General features: G+C 59.9%; 21 protein-coding genes. 15 read left to right on the top strand and 6 right to left on the bottom strand.

Annotated elements, in window-relative coordinates; all coding sequences use genetic code 11:
- Positions 1-16: 16 nt before the first annotated feature.
- Positions 17-1,093 carry a lactate/malate family dehydrogenase gene (locus LJD29_RS15970; RefSeq protein WP_446742548.1) on the top strand — a complete coding sequence of 359 codons (1,077 nt, stop codon included), beginning with the start codon at positions 17-19 and terminating at the stop codon, positions 1,091-1,093.
- A 261-nt stretch (positions 1,094-1,354) separates the two neighbouring features.
- Here LJD29_RS15970 and LJD29_RS15965 read toward each other — a convergent pair whose 3' ends face one another.
- Entirely contained in the window at positions 1,355-1,594 is a 240-nt protein-coding gene (locus LJD29_RS15965; protein WP_446742547.1) for a hypothetical protein, read from the bottom strand.
- Here LJD29_RS15965 and LJD29_RS15960 point away from each other — a divergent pair.
- The 8 genes from LJD29_RS15960 to LJD29_RS15925 all read left to right on the top strand — a co-directional run bounded on the left by LJD29_RS15960 (position 1,575) and on the right by LJD29_RS15925 (position 9,443).
- The gene (locus LJD29_RS15960; RefSeq protein WP_446742546.1) at positions 1,575-1,952 is read left to right on the top strand and encodes a DUF2946 family protein; all 378 of its coding nucleotides are present in this window, start codon (positions 1,575-1,577) and stop codon (positions 1,950-1,952) included. The genes LJD29_RS15965 and LJD29_RS15960 overlap by 20 nt on opposite strands.
- Before the next feature lie 61 nt (positions 1,953-2,013).
- Positions 2,014-3,432, top strand: coding sequence for a PepSY-associated TM helix domain-containing protein (locus LJD29_RS15955; protein WP_446742545.1), 1,419 nt, complete (start codon positions 2,014-2,016; stop codon positions 3,430-3,432).
- Positions 3,433-3,678: 246 nt separating this feature from the next.
- Positions 3,679-4,491, top strand: a complete 813-nt coding sequence (locus LJD29_RS15950) for a response regulator (RefSeq protein WP_446742544.1) — start codon at positions 3,679-3,681, stop codon at positions 4,489-4,491.
- Positions 4,492-4,536: 45 nt separating this feature from the next.
- Positions 4,537-4,911, top strand: a complete 375-nt coding sequence (locus LJD29_RS15945; protein ID WP_446742543.1) for a hypothetical protein — start codon at positions 4,537-4,539, stop codon at positions 4,909-4,911.
- A gap of 101 nt (positions 4,912-5,012) precedes the next feature.
- Positions 5,013-6,131 carry a GGDEF domain-containing protein gene (locus tag LJD29_RS15940; protein ID WP_446742542.1) on the top strand — a complete coding sequence of 373 codons (1,119 nt, stop codon included), beginning with the start codon at positions 5,013-5,015 and terminating at the stop codon, positions 6,129-6,131.
- Positions 6,132-6,265: 134 nt separating this feature from the next.
- A complete protein-coding gene (locus tag LJD29_RS15935) occupies positions 6,266-7,324 on the top strand; it encodes an NAD(P)-dependent alcohol dehydrogenase (RefSeq protein WP_446742541.1) in 1,059 nt (352 codons plus the stop codon).
- 2 nt (positions 7,325-7,326) lie between these two features.
- Positions 7,327-8,355: an AraC family transcriptional regulator gene (locus LJD29_RS15930; protein ID WP_446742540.1), complete on the top strand. Its 1,029-nt coding sequence runs from the start codon at positions 7,327-7,329 to the stop codon at positions 8,353-8,355.
- Between the two features lie 92 nt (positions 8,356-8,447).
- Positions 8,448-9,443 (top strand): aldo/keto reductase, encoded by a 996-nt coding sequence (locus tag LJD29_RS15925; RefSeq protein ID WP_446742539.1) that lies wholly within the window; start codon positions 8,448-8,450, stop codon positions 9,441-9,443.
- 59 nt (positions 9,444-9,502) lie between these two features.
- On the opposite strand, the gene LJD29_RS15920 is transcribed toward LJD29_RS15925, so the two are convergent.
- Together LJD29_RS15920 and LJD29_RS15915 are read right to left on the bottom strand one after the other, a co-directional pair.
- A complete protein-coding gene (locus tag LJD29_RS15920) occupies positions 9,503-10,549 on the bottom strand; it encodes a glycoside hydrolase family 43 protein (RefSeq protein ID WP_446742538.1) in 1,047 nt (348 codons plus the stop codon).
- Positions 10,550-10,610: 61 nt separating this feature from the next.
- On the bottom strand, positions 10,611-11,381 hold the full coding sequence (locus LJD29_RS15915; RefSeq protein WP_446742537.1) for an SDR family NAD(P)-dependent oxidoreductase: 771 nt from the start codon (positions 11,379-11,381) through the stop codon (positions 10,611-10,613).
- A gap of 113 nt (positions 11,382-11,494) precedes the next feature.
- Here LJD29_RS15915 and LJD29_RS15910 point away from each other — a divergent pair, with 113 nt between their 5' ends.
- The 5 genes from LJD29_RS15910 (at position 11,495) to LJD29_RS15890 (ending at position 15,844) form a co-directional block, all read left to right on the top strand.
- Positions 11,495-12,406, top strand: a complete 912-nt coding sequence (locus tag LJD29_RS15910; RefSeq protein ID WP_446742536.1) for an AraC family transcriptional regulator — start codon at positions 11,495-11,497, stop codon at positions 12,404-12,406.
- A 58-nt stretch (positions 12,407-12,464) separates the two neighbouring features.
- Positions 12,465-13,076, top strand: a complete 612-nt coding sequence (locus LJD29_RS15905; protein WP_446742535.1) for an HAD family hydrolase — start codon at positions 12,465-12,467, stop codon at positions 13,074-13,076.
- 65 nt (positions 13,077-13,141) lie between these two features.
- Positions 13,142-14,578, top strand: a complete 1,437-nt coding sequence (locus tag LJD29_RS15900; RefSeq protein WP_446742534.1) for an MFS transporter — start codon at positions 13,142-13,144, stop codon at positions 14,576-14,578.
- Between the two features lie 90 nt (positions 14,579-14,668).
- Entirely contained in the window at positions 14,669-15,058 is a 390-nt protein-coding gene (locus tag LJD29_RS15895; protein WP_446742533.1) for a nuclear transport factor 2 family protein, read from the top strand.
- 18 nt (positions 15,059-15,076) lie between these two features.
- Positions 15,077-15,844, top strand: a complete 768-nt coding sequence (locus LJD29_RS15890; protein ID WP_446742532.1) for a helix-turn-helix domain-containing protein — start codon at positions 15,077-15,079, stop codon at positions 15,842-15,844.
- A gap of 87 nt (positions 15,845-15,931) precedes the next feature.
- On the opposite strand, the gene LJD29_RS15885 is transcribed toward LJD29_RS15890, so the two are convergent.
- The 3 genes from LJD29_RS15885 to LJD29_RS15875 are packed head-to-tail and all read right to left on the bottom strand — an operon-like array spanning position 15,932 to position 20,177.
- On the bottom strand, positions 15,932-16,240 hold the full coding sequence (locus LJD29_RS15885; RefSeq protein ID WP_446742531.1) for a DUF3175 domain-containing protein: 309 nt from the start codon (positions 16,238-16,240) through the stop codon (positions 15,932-15,934).
- Between the two features lie 51 nt (positions 16,241-16,291).
- The gene (locus tag LJD29_RS15880) at positions 16,292-17,821 is read right to left on the bottom strand and encodes a cation:proton antiporter (protein ID WP_446742530.1); all 1,530 of its coding nucleotides are present in this window, start codon (positions 17,819-17,821) and stop codon (positions 16,292-16,294) included.
- Between the two features lie 37 nt (positions 17,822-17,858).
- On the bottom strand, positions 17,859-20,177 hold the full coding sequence (locus tag LJD29_RS15875) for a GH92 family glycosyl hydrolase (protein WP_446742529.1): 2,319 nt from the start codon (positions 20,175-20,177) through the stop codon (positions 17,859-17,861).
- A 91-nt stretch (positions 20,178-20,268) separates the two neighbouring features.
- Between LJD29_RS15875 and LJD29_RS15870 the strand changes: the two genes are divergently transcribed.
- Positions 20,269-21,309, top strand: a complete 1,041-nt coding sequence (locus LJD29_RS15870; protein ID WP_446742528.1) for an AI-2E family transporter — start codon at positions 20,269-20,271, stop codon at positions 21,307-21,309.
- Positions 21,310-21,344: the final 35 nt, after the last annotated feature.

The raw sequence follows: 21,344 nt of genomic DNA, 5'->3' as shown, positions 1-21,344 counted from the left end.
CCTCCGCGAGGACGATATGTCGATTTCCATTTCCATCATTGGCGCTTCGGGCGCTGTCGGCAGCACGCTGGCGACTCACATTCTTCGCAGCGATCTGCTCGGCGCGAATGACCGCCTGCAGCTTGTAGGTCGAGGCGTGCCGGCAAGCACCGCCAGGCTGCTTGCAACCCGAACCGACCTGCTCGATGCCTTCGACCAGGAGAGAGTCGACATCGAAGTAGTCCCGGAGATAGAGGACGTGGACGGAGACATCGTCGTCGTGTGCGCGGGAGGCACCATTTCGGCGAAGGCGATGGACCGGCGCCTGCTGGGCTCTGCGAATCTTCCCATCTTCGAGCAGATCGCGGATGCATGCGCCGCACATGTACCCGGGTCCATCTTTATTGTCGTAAGCAATCCCGTCGAACTCGCGGTACAGGTTCTCTCCAGCAGGCTGGGCCGGCATCGCGTTTTTGGAATGGGTGCGCAGCAGGACTCGCTGCGCTTTGCGCGTGCGATCGCCAAAGATCTCGGAATCAGCCGCCACGATATCCGGGCCTCCGTGCTCGGCGAACACGGCCAGGCCATGGTTCCCCTTTGGAGCACCGTCGAACTTAAGTTCATGGATCCGGCGCTGCACGGCGTGCTCTCGCAGTTGAAGGACCTCAGCGCAGCCAGCCCTTTGATGGACAGAGTAATAGCCCTGCAAAAGCAGGTCGCTGAACTGCTTCTTGCCGAGGAGATCGCCGAGGCTTACGAGGCCGCTCGAAAGGCGCTGCCCGATGCACGCATTATGGTCGAGCCCATGATCACCGGCCACACCATGCACTCGACGCCGAACGCTACGGCGAATGCAACCCTGCATTGTCTCGCCGCGACAATCAGGAACCATCACGTCCGCGTGCACGGACAGGTTTCGCTCCAGGGCGAGTCTCTCGGACTCGAAGGAATCTGCGGCGTTCCTATTCACCTCACACGCGCAGGATGGACCGCCGCACCGCTGCCCAGGCTTACAGCCGACGAACGGATGCATGTGGAGAGTTCCGCGCGTTCCATCGACAACTATCTGCGCAGCGTGTACTCCCATCCCGATCAGGCGATCGCACTATCCTGAATTCTCCGATCCTCTCGCAATTCCTGCGCGTTCGTTGATCGTTATCAAGGCCCGCCCCTGCCTGCATCCGGCACACTGCATGCATGAGGACTTCGCCAGCCCTCAGGCTGCGGAAGTCACTATCCCAACCCAGGAGACTGATTGCGTGCCTACGATTTTCGACTGGTTCAAGAACAACGCTGGTGTGTGGAAGATCGTGCTTGCAGCTGTAGCCGTATTTGAAGCGGTAGAGGCTGCGAGGATCTGGTTAAGCGCTGCTAACTAGATCGTATCGACATAACTGGCAGGGCATGGCTTGGCTTGGATGAAGCCGCGGCCTGCCGTTTGCACAAGCTCCCACAATATCTCGCTCCAGGCCAGCATTCCGATAAGCAGTTCGGGATCTGTAAAGAAATTGTCCTGCCTGACAAGAGCCGGAGACATTTCCCGCGCTCTCAAGACAGGCTTGCCCAATTCCATCCGCAATGCTTGAATGAAGCCATTGCGTAAGCTTTTTGCCATTGCGTTGCTGGCCCTGCTCGGTCTGCCCTTCGCCGCGCCGCTTCTTGCGGCCACGACGATGAGCGCGTCTACGCTGCCTGCATGCTGCCGCCGTGACGGCCGGCATCACTGCATGGCCATGATGACCGAAGCAGGATCCGCAACGGTATCCGTGCGCGCTCCGCGCGAGAGCTGCCCGTACTGCCCGGCGCAGGCGGCCGTTCCGCACCTGCCTCACTTCGGGCTCGCCGCCTCGCAGGCCATTTTCGCCTCTGTCGTCAACCACCCATCTGTTCACGCGCAGACCGCCTCGCAACAGCGCGTGTCCCAGGACCGGGCCCGCCAGAAGCGCGGACCGCCAGATTCTCTCCAGGGCTAGCTGCCTTTGCGGCGCCTGAACGAGCCGCTGAACCAAGCCTGCTTTCTACACGGAGAGAATCATGGAATCCCCATTGCCCCAGGGCGCAGACGAACAGTCGCGCCGCCTCTATCGCACCGTCTGGCGCTGGCATTTTTATGCCGGAGTCTTCTGCATCCCTTTTGTCATCTGGCTCGCCTGTACCGGTTCGATCTATGTTTTCAGACCGCAGATCGAGCGCTGGCTCGACCGGCCTTATGACCATCTGAGCCTTAATGGACCACGCGCCACACCCGCGCAGATCGCCGAGACCGCGGTCAAAGCCGTTCCCGGCTCCACGCTGCACGATTACGAGCTGCCCACCAGCCCCGACAACGCCGTCCGCGTCATCACCGGCATCGGCAAGAACGAATACCGCGTCTACGTGAATCCGGTCACGCTCCAGGTGCTCAAAGTCATTAATGAAGAGAAGCGCCCCATGCAGATCGTTCTTAGGCTGCACGGCGAGCTCTTCGCCGGGGATTTCGGCTCGCGCATTGTCGAGTTGGCCGCCTCCTGGGCCATCGTCCTGCTCGTCAGCGGGCTCTATCTATGGTGGCCGCGTCAATCGACGCGCTTAGCCGGGGTGCTCTACGTTCGTTTCCGGCAGGGCAGCCGCATCTTCTGGCGCGACCTTCATGCCGTCACCGGAATCTGGGTCTCGGCCTTCGCGCTCTTTCTCCTGCTCACCGGGCTACCCTGGGCCAAGGGCTGGGGCGGCTACTTCAAGAAAGTACGCGCCATCACCGGAACCGCGGTCGCGCGCCAGGACTGGACGACAGGCCGGTCGTCGGAGACGGCGGCCCGCGAGGCTCTCAACCACAATAGTCTGGCCAGTATGGCCGCGATGCCGGGAGAGCACGCCGCGCACATGGGCCATTCCATGATGGCAATGTCCGCCGACGGATACGCCATGCTCAATACCGTCGTGCCCGCCGCGAGCCGCCTGCACCTCGCCTATCCGGTGCTGGTCATGCCCGCGATGACGCCGCACGGGCCCTGGACAGTGAGATCCGACTCGCAGAACCGTCCGCTGCGCACAACCGCACAGATGGATCCGCATACCGGGGCCATCCTCTCCCGCCAGGACTTCGGCCAGCGGATGTGGATCGATCGCATCATGGGCGTCGGCATCGCCGCACACGAAGGTCAGCTCTTCGGGGTCGCCAACCAGATCCTGAGCGTCGCCACCGCCATGGGCCTGGTGACCCTGTGCCTCAGCGCCGCCGTGCTGTGGTGGAGACGCCGGGCCGTCGGAGTCCTCGGAGCGCCCATTCCGCTGACCCGGCCGCGCTGGACATTCACGGTTACCGCAGTCATCATCGCGCTCGCGATCTACCTGCCGGCCATGGCGGAATCCCTCATCCTGATCGTCATCCTCGAGAAAACAATCTTTTCGAGAGTTCCCGCGATCCGGCAATGGCTGGGGCTGTTACCACCCGGTCGAAAAATAGCCGCGTGATTTTTTGTTAAGCGGGAACGGCGGAAACAATCGATTGTCCTGAAAATTCAGAAGCTTGGTGACCATACCCGGCGCTTTGTGTGACGAGTCGACACAAATCAACAACTTGTTTCGATAAAGTTGCAACAATCGCGCCGGGTTTATTGATCTAAATCAAGGAGAACGTTTTTCTACCCCCGCAGACTGAGTTTTCCTATACTTCCCTTGCATAGAATCATTGCATCCAAGTAACTGAATTCGTGACACATGGCTGACGATACAGACATTGGAAATTTCCGCTCTTCTTCAGGACCGGTCGCCGTGCTCGCTGAGCCGATACGTGTACTCCTGCTCGACGATCACCCGGAGAACCTCGTCCTGCGCTCAACGATTCTGCGCAAGCACGGTTACTTAACTGAAACTGCCTCGACCATCGAGGAGGCGACCGCGTTGCTGGATAAAATCGACATCGCGGTGCTCGACTATCACCTGGGTGCCGGCATGTTTGGGACCGATGTAGCGGCAACGCTGCGCCGTCAGCACCCCGAGGTGCCCATTATCATCCTCTCGGCTACGCTCGAGCATCGCTTTGGCGGCGTAGAGGATATGCACCTGCTCAAGGGGTACAGTTCCATCGACGACCTGGTCACCGCCCTGCGATCCTTCGAAGCCAAGCTCCGCGGCAAACCGGTTGTCGTCAATGCGCGTGACTTCTTTTACTCGCGCATCAACATGGCAATGGGCGACGATGTCGTCCTTGAGATACTCGACGGCGAAGGCAACTGGCAGTATGTGAATGAAGCCTGCGCACGCCTGCTCGAGCATCCGCGCGACTGGTTTCCCGGCCGGAACATGTTCGACGAGCTCCCCGAGCTGCCGAAAAGCTGGCGCGCTATTCTGCAAACCGTAGCCACAACCCGTGAAACTTACATCGATCGCACCTATCGCGGCCTGTTGAATCTGCCTCGCCGGGGCGAAGCATGGGTCTGGAACGTGCTCGTCTTCCCAATCACACTCCACGACGGCAGCACCGGGGTCGTGCTCTCAGCGCGCATCCTTGAGCGCAAGAGCGTTCTGTAGCACAGCCATTCCCTTGACCACGAGGCGAAAGAGAATCTGCCCCGCATGACAGTCCGCTTCTTTCAAACGTTTCTTGTACCGCCTGCTGCCGCGGCTTTGCTCATCGCGGCGGCAGGGTGCCGCTCGGCGTACGTAGAAACCACGCTCGAAAATAACGGTCCACAGGCAGTCTCGATCGTCGAAGTCGATTACCCCAGCGCGAGTTTCGGCGTCCAAACCCTGGCTCCTCACTCTTCTTATCACTATCACTTCAAGGTGCAGGGCTCTGGACCGCTCACCATTTCCTTCACCACGCTCGACAAGAAGATCCACAACGGTACCGGTCCTGAACTGGCCGAAGGGCAGCACGGAGAACTAAGAATCACCGTGCAACCCGACTACTCCGTCACCTGGGACAAGAACCTGTCGTTGCCCAGGTAGGAGGGGACACAAGTTGATCTTCCCGACTCAAGAAGGGGGTATCAGCTTGCCCCGTTTTTTTTGCACTCCATCACCCACAAGGAGTTCGAATTTTCAGCAAGATGCACAAGAAAAACGACAGGTTGAACCGGCCAACGGATCAGGCTTTCTGCTCCGTATGCCTTTTTGTTTTGCCACTCACGGCATTTCCCCGTTTCTCCGCAGTGCTCGTCTCCATCGTCGTGATGGGGAGCGTCATCGCTTTCCTGCTTCACAGCATGCGCCGCATGCAGGTCGCCGCGCATAGCAGCGAACACTTCCGCACGCTCGTCGAGGATTCGAAAGACGTTCTGATACTCGCCGACATGACCGGCCTTTACCACTACCTTTCGCCCTCCATCGCAGCGCACGCCGGTTGGTCGTCCGATGAGCTGGCCGGAAAGACACGCTTTGAAGACCTGTTGCATCCGGGCGATGCACCCTCGTTCGCACAGCTTTTTCTAGATCTGCGCGATGGGCACGACGACGGACCTCCGCTCGAATGCCGGGTGCGCTGCAAAGACGGAAGCTGGATCTGGATGGAGGCGACCATCAGCCTTTATTGCGATCCCAAGACGCGTCGCCCTATCGGCTTCGTGCAGGTGCTGCGTGACATCTCTGCCCGCAAGGCTGCTGAAGAGCGCCTGCACGCCGCACGGCGCGCGCTTGAGGCACTGGCCTCGGTCGACGGCCTTACCGGCGTCGCCAACCGCCGGCGCTTCGACGAGGTGCTCGACCAGGAGTGGCGCCGCGCCGCGCGCTCCGGCGATCCACTCTCTCTCATCATCATGGACGTGGATTTCTTCAAGGCCTACAACGATCTCTATGGGCATGTACGCGGAGACCACTGCCTGCGGCAGATCGTGCAGGCAACGCTCGACGTCATCCACCGCCCGGCCGATCTTGTCGCCCGTTACGGCGGGGAGGAATTCGCGCTCATCCTGCCGGAGACCTCGGAGCACGGAGCGATCGACGTTGCCGAGAAGCTGCGCAACTCTGTCTACAACCGGCGCATTGTGCACCCGGCCAGCGACTCCGGCACGGTTACGATCAGCGTCGGCGTGGCCACCTGCATTCCCGACCAGAGCGCATCGGCCGTTCACCTGCTCGAAGCCGCCGATGCCGCGCTCTACCGGGCGAAATACCAGGGCCGTAACCGCGTCGAAATCTTCCGGCACGATCCCCAGTCCACCAACCGGTAAGCCGGGTTATGAACGTGTCCTCCCTCACCCGGCTCGAAAAGGACAAATTTCACGGCGGAAACTCTGGCGCGCTTTGCATGCAGATTGGCGCAATTTGCATATCGAAGTGGCTCAGCGACATCTAATGTAATGGCATGTACAACGCCAAAGCCTATTCCGCTGCCAGTGCAACATCGCCGCTAGCCTCCTCAGTGATCGAGCGGCGCGATCCTACCGGGAAAGACGTCCAGATCGAGATTCTCTTCTGTGGCGTCTGTCATTCCGATCTGCATACCGCGCGCAACGAGTGGCGCGAGGTGTTTCCTACCATGTACCCCTGCGTGCCCGGCCATGAAATTGTCGGTCGCGTCACCAAGGTCGGCTCCGATGTGACAAAGTTCAAGGTCGGCGACCTTGCCGCTGTCGGCTGCCTCGTCAAGACCGATGGCACCTGCCCCGAGTGCCAGGCCGGACTCGAGCAGTTCTGCCACAACATGACGCTCACCTACAACTCGCCCGACGCGCACACCGGCAAGGTCACCTATGGCGGATACAGCGATAGCATCGTCGTCGACCAGCACTTCGTTCTGCACGTGCCAAAGAATCTCGATCTCGCCGCGACAGCCCCTCTGCTCTGCGCCGGCATCACCACCTGGTCGCCGTTGCGCCACTGGGGCGTGACCAAGGGCAAGAAGGTAGGCATCGTGGGACTCGGCGGACTCGGCCACATGGGCGTAAAGTTCGCTCACGCACTCGGCGCGCACACCGTCGTCTTCACCACCTCGCCCGGCAAGACCGAAGATGCCCTGCGCCTCGGGGCCGATGAAGTTGTCGTCTCGCGCAATCCCGAGGAAATGGCGAAGCATATCGCCAGCTTCGACTTCATCCTCGACTGCGTCTCCGCCGATCACGACATTAACGCCTACATCCAGCTGCTCAAGCGCGATGGCAACCTCACGCTCGTCGGCGCTCCGGAAAAGCCGTTGCAGGTCGCAGCCTTCGGACTGCTCTTCGGCCGTCATAGTCTCTCCGGCTCGCCCATCGGCGGCATCGCGGAAACCCAGGAAATGCTCGACTTCTGCGGCGAACACAACATCACCGCCGACGTCGAAGTCATCCCCATCCAGAAGATCAACGAAGCCTACGAGCGCTTGCTCAAGTCCGACGTGAAGTATCGCTTCTCGATCGACATGGCCTCGCTCAAATCGGAATAACGATGAACAAGCACTTCAGACCGCCCGCGCAGTTCCACGTAAAGCTCAGGGAGTGCGGCCTCGACGTCGCACATATCCTGCGCCGGGCGGCCCTTGCTCCACGACTCTTCGAACAGGCACGCATCCAACTCACCACCGAAGAGTTCTTCGCCTTCTGGCGGGCCATCGGCGAAGTCTCTGCCGACCCCGCCGTCGGCGTAAGGCTCGGTACCGAGAATAAGACCGAGCGCTTCCACGCCAGCGGCCTGGCAGCGCTCTCGGCGCCAAGCTTCGGAGCAGCCATCGACCACCTTGGCCGCTACAAGCAGCTCACCTGCCCCGAAGCAGTTGTGCAGAAGAAGGAAGACAGCGAGTGGCAGATCCAGTTCCACTGGCTGCTCGCCGTCGATATCGAACCCTTCGTGCTTACCGAATACTGCTTCGCCTGGGTGCTCAACCTCGGCCGCCATGGCAGCGGGCAACAGATCCATCCGTTGCGCGTCGAGCTGACCCAGCCGCGCGCGCATCGCCGCGCCCTCGAGCGCCACTTCGGCTGCGAGGTCGTATGCAACGCACCTAACAACGCCATGGTCTTCGCGGCAGAACATGCCAGCCTGCCCTTCATTACGCGTAACAACGAACTGCTCGAGCTACTCGCGCCGCAGCTCGACGCAGAACTAAGGAAAACAACGGCGCAGGACACCTTTGTCGAGCTGGTGCAAGCCGCCATTCGCCAGAGGCTCGCAGGCAGCCGCCCCGCCGTGGACGACATCGCCCGCGAACTTCACCTGAGCCCGCGCACGCTGCAGCGCCGCCTGCAGGAGAGCGGCGCGAGCTTCCAACGCGTCCTCGACGACGCACGCCACCAGATGGCCCGCTACTACCTCGGCAATTCGATACTGGAACTGAACGAGGCTGCATATCTGCTCGGCTACGAAGATACGAACTCCTTCGTCCGTGCCTTCCGCACCTGGGAAGGCATCCCACCCGGCGCATGGCGCGAGACGCATCGCATTAACACGCAACGCGACAACTCCGTTTTGCAACCGTGACATAGACAATTACGAATAAGGCAGGGCGGACATGCCATCTGCCATCCACAACCGACAAACACACGCGGCTTTAGCCGCTGAGGTAATAGACAATGCAAAAGCGCAAACTAGGCAAGAGCGACCTCGAAGTCTCCGCACTCGGACTCGGATGCATGGGCATGAGCTTCTCCTATGGCGTAACGCATGATGAGAAGGAAATGATCGAACTCATGCACAAAGCGGTCGACATGGGCATCGATTTCTTCGACACCGCTGAAGTCTACGGCCCCTTCACAAATGAAATTCTCGTCGGCAAGGCTCTTTCACCCATCCGCGACAAAGTTTCCATTGCCACCAAGTTCGGCTTCACCATCAACCCGGACGGCACTGCGAACATCGAAAAGCTGAACAGCCGTCCCGAGCACATCCACGAAGTTGTCGAAGCATCGCTGAAGCGCCTGAACATCGACGTCATCGACCTGCTCTACCAGCATCGCGTCGATCCGGAAGTTCCTATTGAAGACGTTGCCGGAACCGTAAAGGACCTCATCCAGCAAGGCAAGGTTCGCCACTTCGGACTCTCCGAGGCGGGCGCGCAGACCATCCGCCGCGCACACGCCGTACAGCCGGTCGCCGCGCTGCAGAGCGAATACTCCATCTGGTTCCGCAAGCCCGAAGCCGAAATCATCCCCACTCTCGAAGAGTTGGGCATCGGCCTCGTTCCCTACAGCCCGCTGGGCAAGGGCTTCCTGACCGGCAAGGTGGGAGCAAGCACAAAATTCGCGGAGAAAGATATGCGCAACCGCCTGCCCCGCTTCGCTCCCGAAGCCATGCAGGCCAACCAGGCATTCCTCGACCTGCTGCAAGAGCTAGCCGAAGAAAAGAACGCAACCCAGGCGCAGATCGCCCTCGCATGGCTGCTCGCGCAGAAGCCATGGATTGTGCCCATCCCCGGCACCACCAAGCTCTCGCGCCTCGAAGAGAACGCGGGATCAACGAACATCGAACTGAGCTCCGAAGACGTAAACAGCATCAACGAAGCCATCAGCAAGGTGCCAGTGCAGGGCAACCGCTATCCGGAGCAGCTTGAAAAGCTGACCGGCCGCTAGAACAGATATGCCGGATGCGCAACGCATCCGGCATATCTTATTTGCAACTGTTACAGATACTATTTCTGGACCGGCCTCGGACCTACGCCATCCTTCGTCATCTTTACAGGCTCGATATTGCCCTGGGCATCGAAGAACATCTTGTCGATAGCCACCACGCGCTGATTGGCGCCCGTCGTTCCCAGCGGATGACGATGGTAAACGATATACCACTCATCCGTGCTTGGAATCTGCAGCACCGAGTGATGCCCAGGACCATTCGCAATCGCCGGATCGGTCGACAGAATCTTCCCCACGCGCTCGAACGGCCCCGTTGGGCTGGTGCTCTTCGCATAGGCAACACCGTAGGTCGAATTGCCCCAGTCCCCTTCCGACCACATGAAGTAGTACACCCCCTTGCGCTTGATCACGAACGGCCCTTCGACGTAATCCTTCGGCGTGATCTCTTTGTAGAGCGTCCCATCCTTCATCGGGATCACACTCTTCAGATCCTGCGACAACCGCGCCACATTGCAGTGGCCCTGTCCGCCGTAATACATGTAGATCGAGCCATCGTCATCGCGATAGACCATGGGATCGATCGGCTGCGCGCCATTGTGAAACGAGCCGATCAGCGGCTTTCCGATCGCGTCCACAAACGGACCACCCGGCTTGTCGCTCACCGCAACGCCGATGCCGCCCAGGAACGTGTCCGTCTTCTGAATATCGTTGGCCGCAAAGAACAGGTAGTACTTGCCGTTGAGATGAATCGCCGTCGGCGCCCAGATGGCATACGCCGCCCACGAAACATTCCGGATGTCGAGTACATCCTTGTGCCTCGTCCAGTGCACCATGTCCGGCGAAGAAAACGCATCGAGCGAAGTGTGCAGCAGGTACACGGGGTGAATCACGTGGCCTTCGCGCAGCTTCTGCTGCAGCGGATTGAAAGTCTTTCCGGCGTTGTTGTCGGCTTCCGGACTCGAAGAGGTGGGATAGATCCAGTACTGCCCGGCAAAGATGTGAGCCTCCGGATCGGCGTACCAGCCCTGTGACGCAAGGTTAGCCGATGCCTGCGACCACCCTGTCGCGGCATACATCAGGCAGAGAAACAAAACACTTCGAAACACGCATCCTCCACTGTGGGCAGGCCTGGTCATGCGCAGCCTGCCCTCACAGTAGTATGCACGTTTACATCCCCATTCCGCCTGAGACCTCGATACGCTGTCCGTTAATCCAGCGATTGTCATCCGATAACAGTGACGCGATCATTGGGCCGATATCCTCCGGAAGTCCCGCGCGGCCGAGCGCTGTGTGTTCCGCAACGCGCTTGTTGACCTCAGGGTTATCGCGCACGATACCTCCGCTGAAGTCGGTTGCCACCGCGCCGGGAGCAACAGTATTCACTGCGATCCTGCGCGGTCCAAGCTCTACCGTAAGATGGCGCGTCAACACCTCGATCGCGCCTTTCATCGACGCGTAGACTGCTCCACCGGGAGACGAGAAGCGAGTTCTTCCGCTCGAGATGTTTACGATGCGGCCGCCATCGTTCATCAACGGCAAAAGCTTCTGCGTGAGAAAGAAAACACCCTTGAAGTGGACGTTGTAAATGCGGTCCAGTTCTTCTTCGGTCGCCTTCTCGAAGGGCATGTTCTTATGGCTGTTACCCGCATTGTTGACAAGATAATCGAAGCGCTCCGCTCCGAGAGTCGCCAGCGCCGACTTCACATTCTGCACAAAAGCGTCGAACGAGGCGACGTCGCCCGCGTTGAGTTGAATGGCGATGGCCTTCGCTCCAGCTTGTTTCGCCTCGGCGACGACCTGCTCGGCCTCAGCACGGCTTGCATGGTAGGTAAAGATCGAATCCACTCCGCGCGCAGCAAGGCTGGTCACGGTGTTGCGGCCAATTCCACGGCTTCCGCCGGTCACGATGGAAATCTTTCCGGATTTCTCAGTGGGCATAGCATCCTCCATTTCCACTGCCTTGAGAATAGAGATTCAAAGCCTGTGCCGGAATGCCGGAACTTTCCGCTTTCTTGCCTAATCCTGCACATAGCCATATCCTTGAAATAGACATGCTGAAGCTGCTGCAACAGGCCGTTTCCGAATACACCGATCGCGCGCCCGGCGAAAGCCCGTACTTTACCCAGGTTCCCGGATTCGCCATCATGCGCTCGAATCACGCGCGCCGTCCCCGGCACATGATCTACCGCCCTTCACTTTGCATTGCCGTGCAGGGCTCCAAGCGCAGCATCTTCGGCAACCGCAGGTTTCTCTGCAAGGCCGGGCAGGCGCTTCTGGTCAACGTGGAGATGCCGGCACGCAGCAATGTGGTCGAAGCCAGCCCGAAGCGCCCCTATCTTGGCATGGTCATCCAGCTGGATACGGCCATCCTGCGCCAGGTGCTCAGCGAACTTCCGGAACAACCGGCCTCTGCTCCGGCCTCGCATGGGGCCTCCATCATCGACCTCGCCGGCCCGCTGACCGACTGCGCTCTGCGCATGGTCCGCCTGCTCGATACGCCCGAGGCCACACCGATTCTCTATCCGGCGATCATGCGCGAAATCTGCTACTGGCTTCTCACCGGGCCCAGTGCGGCACAGGTGATCCAGGCCACAAGCACCGGCACTGCGGAAACAGGCATCATGCACGCGATTCATACGCTGCGCAGCCGCTTCAACAAGTCTGTGACTATCGAGGAGCTTGCGGCCATCGCAAAGATGGGAACCTCCGCATTTCACCGCCACTTCAAAGCCGTTACTTCAATGACGCCCCTGCAATATCAAAAGCAGATGCGCCTGCTCGAAGCAAGGCGCATGATGGCAACCGATGCAATCAATGCGGAAAACGCAGCATTCCATGTAGGCTACGAAAGCCCTTCGCAGTTCAGCCGCGAGTATGCGCGCATGTTCGGAGCGCCACCTCGCCGCGATATCATCGCGCTGCAAAAGGCCTATCCAGGGCTGCTATCCGCATCCGCGATGTAGCGGAAAAACTTTCTTCATCCTCAGACTCCGTTACGCTATCAAATCATCTGGAGGTTTCATGACCATTGCCCTTGACCCGGGCAGCTTTGACGCTCTCATCTTCGACTGCGACGGGACACTTGTCGATACCGCCGCTCTGCATTTGCGAACTTTGCGCATGGGCCTTGCCGAACACGGCCTCAACATGGAGACTGGCTGGTACATGCAACGCGCCGGTCTTGCTCCGGCCGATCTGCTGAAGGACTACGAAACTCTCATTCAACCATTGCCCGTAGCGCATGAAGAGCTCTGGAAGCGCGTCGCCGAGTTTTTCCAGGCCAACATGCACACGCTCGAGGAAGTCACCATCGTGGCAGATGTCGCCCGCGCATGGCATGGCCGCGTGCCCATGGGTGTGGCTTCAAACGGAGAAGGCGCAAATGTCGTAGGCAGCCTCAAGGCCGCAGGGTTATTCCCGCTCTTTGACAGCATCGTCGCCATCGAAGACGTAAGGCACGGCAAGCCCGCTCCGGACATCTATCTGGAAGCCGCACGGCGTCTCAACATCACACCGTCGCGCTGCCTCGTTCTCGAGGACTCCGATGAGGGCCTTCGCGCAGCAAAGGCCGCAGGCATGAGAGCTATCGACATTCGCCCGCACTACGCGCTGACGCAGGCCACAACCCTGTAACGCAACTCGCCTCGAGCCTCATCCGTCCATCACTGCAAGTCCACGCTTCACCAGAAAGAACAAACTTGACGAACACATTCAGCCCGTCTACGCCGGCCGTCAGGCCAAATCTCGTGCTCGCCATCTGCTGCATGAGCCTGTTGCTGGTCGGCATGGACGTGACCATCGTCAACGTCGCACTGCCGGCTATCCAGCACAACCTGCACGCAACGCTCTCCGGCCTGCAGTGGGTCGTCGACGCCTACACGCTGGTTGTGGCCAGCCTGCTGATGCTCTCCGGCTCCATGAGCGATCGCTTCGGACGCCGTCGTGTCTTCCAGGTCGGCCTCATCCTCTTCAGCGCCGGATCGCTGCTCTGCAGCCTCGCGCACAGCATCGGCGCACTCATCCTCTATCGCGGCATGCAGGGGCTTGGAGCTTCGATGCTCAACCCTGTCGCGCTCTCCATCATCGCCAATGTCTTCCCCCAGCCCAGGGATCGTGCGCGCGCGGTCGGCCTCTGGGGAGCAGTCGCAGGGCTCTCCCTCGCCATTGGCCCGCTCGTCGGCGGAGCGCTCACGCAGGCCGTTGGCTGGCGTTCCATCTTCTGGATCAACATCCCCATCGGCATTCTTGCAGTCATTCTCACCGCCCGCTTCGTTCCCGATTCCAAAGCCCCGAAGGCGCGTGCCTTCGATCCCGCAGGTCAGTCGCTCGTCTTCATTACCCTGGCCTCGCTCACCTATGGAGTCATCGAGGGCCCGCATTCCGGCTGGACAGCTCCCGACATCATCGGGCTATTCGCTACCGCGATCGTTGCATTTGTACTCTTTCTTATCTTTGAACCACGCCGCCGCGAACCGCTTGTAGACCTGCGCTTCTTTCGCAGCATTCCGTTCAGCAGCGCAACGGTACTCGCGCTTCTGGCCTTCGCATCTTTCGCTGGTTTTCTCTTCCTCAACGCGCTTTATCTCCAGCAGGCTCGCGGACTTTCAGCATTCCATACCGGGCTGTGCACGCTGCCCCTCGCTGTGGCCATGACCATCTGCGCGCCGCTCTCGGGAAGGCTCGTCGGCAAGCACGGTACGTTGCCCTCGCTTCTTGCCGCCGGAGCAGGCTTTGTCCTGAGCACGCTCATGCTCACGCAGCTCTCCGTCAACACATCCATGCTGCTCATGACCGCCTACACGCTCTTCGGCGTCGGCCTTGGTATGATCAACCCCGCCATCACCAACAGCGCCGTCGCAGGCATGCCGCTCGCCCAGGCCGGAGTCGCAGCAGCCATCGCCTCCACGGGACGCCAGGTCGGCGCCGCACTCGGCGTGGCCATCGCGGGTACCGTGGTCAGTACAAGCCATTCCGGTGGTATCGACTTCACGCGCGCGACCCATCCCATCTGGTGGCTCATGGCCGCATGCGGAGCGATTGTCCTCCTGCTCGGAGCAGCCTCCAACACCGCACGCGCACGCGCCACCACGCAGAGAGTCGCGTCGCTGCTCGCTGGTGAAATCCACGCGAAATAAAACGCCGTTATTACCTCACACGTAATTGCTGCGATTCCGTGAAAGGTTAAAACTAAGTCTCGTAGTCATCCTCATCACCAGGAGAATGCAATGAGCACTCAAACCTTCACAAAGACAGCAGCACCACAGTGGCTCCTCGATTTCTGGAAAGAGATCGACGAAAAAACCTTCGGAGCAGGCTTCGACTGCTTTGCCGAGGACGCCATCTGCCGGCTGGGCGTTGCCGAATGGGACGGCCGCGAAACGATCCGCGAAAACCTGCGCGCCTTCATCGATACTGGATTCACAGCCCTGCACGACGTCACCGAATACTGGGATGGCGGCAATCTCAAGGTCTTCCGCGGCATCGTCACCATGACCCCGAACGACCGCAGCAAGCCCGTCGTCAAGCCAGTTATGACACACTTCTTCTACATGGATGAGCGCGATCCTTCGAAAGTGCGCGCCTGGTACGGCTCTGTTGGTCCCGTCCAGTTCTGAAAAGAAGCGAGGCCCGTCATGAACCTCTCAACCACGCAGCCCGGCAGCCAACTCGGCCACTTCCTGCGCTACTGGCGACAGCAGCGCGGGAAGAGCCAGCTGGACCTCTCGCTCGACGCCGGCGTCTCACAACGCCACATCAGCTTCATCGAGAGCGGACGCAGCGTTCCCAGCCGCGAACTGCTGTTACACCTTGCAAAGTCGCTCGACGTGCCCCTGCGTGAGCGCAACGCACTGCTGCTCGCCTCCGGCTACGCCCCAATGCACCTGGAAAGCAACTGGGACGCGCCGGAGATGCGCATGATCTCACGCGTCATCGATCTAATGTTGAAGCAGCATGAACCGCACCCCGCCCTCGTGCTCGACCGCTACTGGAATGTCATCCGCGCGAATGAAGCGGCACCGCGATTCTTCGGCGGTTTTATCGATCTGTCCGCGTGGCCAAAACCGCGCAATCTGCTGCACCTCATCTTCAATCCGGAAGGGTTGCGGCCCTTCATCGCAAACTGGAACGAGGTGGCAGGCGGCATGCTCGAGCGCGTTCAGCGCGAATCGCTGGGCCACGTGCAGGACAGCAACATGAAGTCGCTCCTCGAAGCCCTGAAGAAATATCCCGGCATCGAACAGCTTCCTCCTCGTTATCACGACCAGCCGCCCGTGCTGCCCATCACCTTCGCCAGGGGAAATGAGCGCATCTCATATTTCTCGATGATCACTACAGTAGGCATGCCTCAGGACATTACCGCACAGGAGTTCCGTATCGAGTGCATGTATCCGGCCGATTGAGGTTGCGCGCAGACAGATGCCGCACACCATCGGCGTGCGGCATCTCTCCATCCCTCGGTTGCAATTGATTCGATCGCTTGCGCCGCTCTATGCGACTCTCTTCGATTTCTCGATGCGCGCGTGCAGCATGCGCTTGGCCGATTCCAATATTTTGAGTCGACTCTCCGGAAGATTCTTTCCTGCGCGGTTGATATAAAACGTCAGCATCCGCATGCCCGACGAAGGGCCCTTTGGCGAAACCTTCTTTGAGGCCAGCTCGCGTGCAATCGTCGAAGCGTTTTGATTAAATAGCCCTTCCCGCGGATACGTCGACTCGGTATCGACACTGGCCGACCACTTCCGCCTGCCATGAGAATTGCTGTGACCAGCATGTCTGGAAGCTTTCATTGCGGGCATGGGAATAACCTCCACCCTTTTTCGGATGCCGGTCACTCACGCCGGGTGACCTTAGATCTCTTCAATCTTGCGGTCGCCGTCGCGCAGCAGCGTTAACTCGTTCCAGTCCAACTGCTCCTGCAAACCGAGGTACGCATCCGGACCGATGCTGTCTTCATCGCGCAGGCCGTCCAGCCGCTCCCGCTCTGCCCTTACGGCGATCAGGCCTACCTCTCGAAGCCTGTCGACAGGCCCGCACTGCTCGCGATCCAGGCATCGCCTCAGCTTCATTGTCAGCCGGTAACGCAGGTTATCGGCTTCAGGGCCATCCTGCTCCGCGATACTGTCGAGCGCAGTCTGCGCCAGGTCAACACGCGCCGTAGCAAGATCCTGTACTGCCTCTTCCGAGCGATCCAAATGCAGCAGCCTCACCAGCGGAGTCAGTGTAAGCCCCTGCAGGACCAATGTCGCCAGCACGACAGAAAACGCAGTCAGAACCACCGTATCCCGATGCGGAAACTCTTCCGGGAGTGCAAATGCAGTGGCGATGGTGACAAATCCACGCATCCCGCACCAGCCGACAAACACCGCCTGGTTGAGCGAGTGCTCAATCCTTCTCACCCGCGCCTCTGCGAACGTGAAGCTGAGAACAACAACCATCCGCGTCACAATGACCGTCGCAACAATCACGGCAGCGAAGAGCAGCGCTTCGCGCAGGTGCTCGCCCTGCATTCTCGACACGATCATCCGCGCCTGCATGCCCATCAGCAGAAACGCCAGCACGTTGAGCGTGAATACAACCGCCGTCCAAACCGCGAAGGACTGCACCCGCATGCGCGCGTCAAGATCCTCAGGTCGAAGCCTGTTGGCCAGCGTCATCGCCAGCCCGATCACGCACAGCACCGCGGAAAGATGCAGATGGTCGGCAACCACCCAAAGGATGTAAGCGTTCACGAACTGCAACAGCACGCCGCCAAGCGTGTCCTTCACGATGCGATTCACATAAGCGAAGAGGTAGCCGCAAATGATCCCCAGCAGCAACCCGCCCGGTGCGGCAACGGCGAGCCTCACCCCAACAGGAATTGACAGGCCGCCGTCGTGCAGCACCGTCAAGGCCCCGCTGTAGAGAAGCAGAGCAGTTGCATCGTTAAAAAGGCTTTCGCCTTTCAGCACAGCGTCTGTTGCACGCGGTATTGCGAATCTTCGCAGGATGGCCGTCGCCGCAGCCGCGTCCGGCGGAGCCACAATTGCGCCGAGAGCTAGCCCCGCGGCCCACGGCAGATGCAGCACCATATGCGCGATAAGCGCAACGATCACAGCCGTCAGCGCCACCGCAACCACCGCATACGTAACCAGCGGAGCAAGAAACCGCCGCGTTGCGCCGAGCGGAAAATCAAAAGCCGCGTCCACAACCGCCGGAGCGATGAACAGCGCAAGGCAGGTTTCCGGATCGATTGAAAACAGCGGCGCACCAGGAATCAGCGCAACGATTACGCCCGCCCCGGCAAGCATCGTCGGATAAGGCAGAGACAATCGCCGCGCCACCTGGAGCAGCACAATCGCAACCATCAGCAGCGCAAGCAGGCTTTCGAAGAATGTCATGAACACCTCTTCTCTTGCGGATCAGTATGTAAATGAGCTACCTTGCTGCCGTCTCCGAGTAAGGCATCTTCAATGCGCGATGCGACCAGGCCGCATCCTTCGCATCGCTGAAGACGAACTTCAGTTCTCCGCCCCGCATCAGCTCTTCGTGGGTCACGTAGCTGCGGTCGAGCGATTTCCCATTCAGCAGTACGTCCTTCACAAAGCCATGCGCATCGCTCATACCTTCGCTCTCTACAGTCAGCGTCTTGCCGTTCGGCAGATGAACAACGCCGCGATCGACAAACGGGCGCCCCAGCACATACTCATTCGATCCCGGCGCGACCGGATAAAACCCGAGCGAGGTAAACACCAGCCATGCCGACATCTGCCCAAGATCGTCGTTGCCCACAAGCCCATCCGGAGCAGGCTTGTACTGCGAGTCGACGATCTGCTTCAGCCTCGCCTGCGTCTGCAGCGCATCGCCCGCGTACATGTAGAGATACGCCAGGTGATGACTCGGCTCGTTGCCGTGAATGTACTGTCCAATCAGGCCCGAGATGTCCTCGACATCGGCATACTGCTTTGGATCGACCTTCTGGTCGAACATCGCATCGAGCTTCGCGACCAGCTTCTGCTTACCGCCCAGCACATCGATCAGTCCCTGCTCGTCCTGCGGCTGATACCACGAGTACTGCCACGCATTGCCTTCTGTGAATCCGCTGCCGGCACCGGCCTTCGCCGGATCGAACGGCTTGCGATACTCGCCGTTCTCTAGGCGCGGCTCTACGAATCCATCCGCTGTGTTGAAGTTGTTGCGCCAGTTCGCAGCGCGCTTCTCAAAGGTATTCGCTACAGACTTATCCCCCATCGCACCGGCCATGCGCGCGATTGTCCAGTCGTCGTAGGCGTATTCCATCGTCTTCGAAGCGGCCTCGTCATCATGATCGACGGGCACGTAGCCAAGCTTCATGTAAGCTCCAAGATTGCCGTACGGAGCGTAGGTCGCGCTGGCCACCATCGCATCGAGCGCGGCCTTGGTGTCATAGCCGCGAATGCCCTTCATATACGCATCCGCAATGATCGGCACAGAATGGTAGCCAATCATGCACCACGCTTCGATCCCCTGAAACTGCCACACTGGCAGAATGCCGAACGGGCTCTCCTGCCGCGAAGCGATCAGCGAACGCACCAGGTCATTCGTCTGTTGCGGAGGCTCAATCAGCGTCATCAGCGGCTGCTCGGCACGATAGATGTCCCACAGCGACAACGACGAGACGAACTTGAAACCGTCCGCATGATGCACCTGGTTATCCGGCCCGCGATATTCGCCGTTCACATCCATGCTCACACTCGGCGCCATCATCGCGTGGTAAAGCGCCGTGTAGAGCGACTTTTGTACCGGCTCTGCACCGTAGAACTCCACGCGGCCAAGCTCGTCGCGCCACATCTTCTGCGTCTGCGTGCGCACGCGGTCAAAGTCGAAACCCGGCACCTCGGCATTCATGTTGTCGATGGCGTTCTGTTCGCTCACCGGCGAGATCGCCACCTTCACGATCAGCGGAGAAGACGACGGAGCAAAGTTGAACGCCGCCTCAAGCCCGCGTCCCTCAATGCTCTGCTTCTCTTCGGGAGTATCTCCCGGCGTCTTGAAGCCGTGATAGAGAATCGGCGCGTCCTCTTTGTCATAAAGCGCATGACCGGTCATCGCATCGCTGAAGCGCATCGCAAAATAAAGCTGCCGCCCCGGAGCCCATCCGCGCGTCTCACGCATGCCCGTCACTGTGCCGTCCTCGCGCACGCGAATCCGAGACCACAGCACCTTGCCCGGATAGTTATAGATGCTGCTGCGCAGGTCGACCAGAATATGCCGCGGCGCGCCTGCCGGAAATGTATAGCGATGCACACCCACGCGCTCGCTCGCCGTAAGTTCGGCATGCACACCCGAATCCTCGAGCACCACGCTGTAATATCCCGGCTCGGCGTGCTCGCTCGAATGAGAAAAGCGCGAACGATAGCCAGAATGTGGCTTATCAGGATCGCCCGGCTCCAGCGGAACATCTGCACCACTCAACGGAGTCACCAGCACATCGCCAAGATCGCTGTGCCCCGCACCGGAAAAGTGCGTGTGCGAGAAGCCAAGAATCGTCGTGTCTTCGTAGCGATAGCCCGCAGCCCACTTGTAGCTCTTGTTGAACGGACGAATCTGCGTATCCGGCGAAAGCTGCACCATGCCAAACGGAGCCGTGGCACCGGGAAACGTATGGCCCTCCGGGCCAGTACCAATCATGGGATCAACAAGCTTCAAGGGATCAGGAGACTGCGCAAGAGCCATCGAGGCCACCAGCAATCCAGCCGCACAAAGAACTTTTCTCATTCTTCCAAGTTACCGCAAGTCGTCGCAAAGCATGGATCACTCCGCGCATCCCAACACAATAGAATCGATTTGCGTAAGATTGCGGAGGATCATGGCGCCAAACAATTCGAATCGAAGCAGCTCTGCTGCGGAGCTGGCCGCGTTGTTTCTCCTCACTCTCGCCGCCGTCGTCGTCTGCGCGCTTATCGTTCGTCCCTTTCTAAGCGGCATAGTCTTCGCAATCACCATTGCCGTCTGCACGCGGAAGCCTTACAACTGGCTCGCTGGGCGCATCCGCAATCCATCGTTGTGCGCCGCGGTTGCGATGGCCATTCTGCTCATCGGGGGCATCATCCCGGTTATCGAGATCGGCAGGCAGCTGGTCGTGCAGGGCGCCGCGGTCGTCACAACCATACGTAGCGGAGCCGCAAACGCATGGCTCCAGCGCCTCTTCGACCATCACCCCGCCCTCGCCTCGCGGGTGCAGCAGGTCGTAAGCCAGGTCGATCTGAACAGCATCATGCAGGCCGTCGCCGGATGGGCAGGCCGGCACTTCGTCAGGCTGCTCGGAGACTCCATCTCCGTCATCATCCAGATCGTCGTGCTGCTCTTCCTGCTCTTCTTTCTCTGGCGCGACGAGCAAACCGCCAAGCACCTCTTACGATCGCTGCTGCCAATGCGCAAAGAAGAAGCGGAAGAAGTCATCGGCAGACTACACGACACCATCTACGCCACAGGCTTCGGAAGACTCGCGGTGGCCGCAACTCAGGGCATACTTGGCGGCCTCGCCTACTGGGTTCTAGGAGTTCCCGGCGCGGTCTTCTGGGGCTTCCTCACCGCTCTCTTTGCGCTCATTCCCGGCTTCGGAGCAGCGCTCGGCTGGGGACCCATCGCACTCTATCTCGGCCTCAGCGGCGAGTGGGGCAGGGCCGCTATCCTCGCAGCCTGGGGCGGAGGTTTCGTCAGCCTGATCGACAACTTCCTCTATCCCATCCTCGTCGGATCGAGGCTGAGAAGCCACACCGCCATCATCTTTCTGTCTCTTCTCGGCGGCGTCGCTCTCTTCGGAGCATCCGGGATTATCCTCGGCCCTCTGATGTTCTCCCTCGCCACCAGCCTTCTCGCCGTGTGGCAGGAACGACAGGCCGTATAAAAGAATAAACGGGTGAGGCGCCTCACCCGCCATCC

The organism is Silvibacterium acidisoli (genome assembly GCA_022870745.1).
Lineage (GTDB): Bacteria > Acidobacteriota > Terriglobia > Terriglobales > Acidobacteriaceae > Silvibacterium.
Note: the sequence above shows the minus strand (reverse complement) of the source record. Positions and strands in the feature narration are given on the sequence as shown.

Coding starts and splice junctions, on each gene's coding strand:
- LJD29_RS15970 (WP_446742548.1), top strand. CDS start 17: ATGTCGATTTCCATTTCCATCATTGGCGCTTCGGGCGCTGTCGGCAGC.
- LJD29_RS15965 (WP_446742547.1), bottom strand. CDS start 1,594: ATGGCAAAAAGCTTACGCAATGGCTTCATTCAAGCATTGCGGATGGAA.
- LJD29_RS15955 (WP_446742545.1), top strand. CDS start 2,014: ATGGAATCCCCATTGCCCCAGGGCGCAGACGAACAGTCGCGCCGCCTC.
- LJD29_RS15950 (WP_446742544.1), top strand. CDS start 3,679: ATGGCTGACGATACAGACATTGGAAATTTCCGCTCTTCTTCAGGACCG.
- LJD29_RS15945 (WP_446742543.1), top strand. CDS start 4,537: ATGACAGTCCGCTTCTTTCAAACGTTTCTTGTACCGCCTGCTGCCGCG.
- LJD29_RS15940 (WP_446742542.1), top strand. CDS start 5,013: ATGCACAAGAAAAACGACAGGTTGAACCGGCCAACGGATCAGGCTTTC.
- LJD29_RS15935 (WP_446742541.1), top strand. CDS start 6,266: ATGTACAACGCCAAAGCCTATTCCGCTGCCAGTGCAACATCGCCGCTA.
- LJD29_RS15930 (WP_446742540.1), top strand. CDS start 7,327: ATGAACAAGCACTTCAGACCGCCCGCGCAGTTCCACGTAAAGCTCAGG.
- LJD29_RS15925 (WP_446742539.1), top strand. CDS start 8,448: ATGCAAAAGCGCAAACTAGGCAAGAGCGACCTCGAAGTCTCCGCACTC.
- LJD29_RS15915 (WP_446742537.1), bottom strand. CDS start 11,381: ATGCCCACTGAGAAATCCGGAAAGATTTCCATCGTGACCGGCGGAAGC.
- LJD29_RS15910 (WP_446742536.1), top strand. CDS start 11,495: ATGCTGAAGCTGCTGCAACAGGCCGTTTCCGAATACACCGATCGCGCG.
- LJD29_RS15905 (WP_446742535.1), top strand. CDS start 12,465: ATGACCATTGCCCTTGACCCGGGCAGCTTTGACGCTCTCATCTTCGAC.
- LJD29_RS15895 (WP_446742533.1), top strand. CDS start 14,669: ATGAGCACTCAAACCTTCACAAAGACAGCAGCACCACAGTGGCTCCTC.
- LJD29_RS15890 (WP_446742532.1), top strand. CDS start 15,077: ATGAACCTCTCAACCACGCAGCCCGGCAGCCAACTCGGCCACTTCCTG.
- LJD29_RS15885 (WP_446742531.1), bottom strand. CDS start 16,240: ATGCCCGCAATGAAAGCTTCCAGACATGCTGGTCACAGCAATTCTCAT.
- LJD29_RS15880 (WP_446742530.1), bottom strand. CDS start 17,821: ATGACATTCTTCGAAAGCCTGCTTGCGCTGCTGATGGTTGCGATTGTG.
- LJD29_RS15875 (WP_446742529.1), bottom strand. CDS start 20,177: ATGAGAAAAGTTCTTTGTGCGGCTGGATTGCTGGTGGCCTCGATGGCT.
- LJD29_RS15870 (WP_446742528.1), top strand. CDS start 20,269: ATGGCGCCAAACAATTCGAATCGAAGCAGCTCTGCTGCGGAGCTGGCC.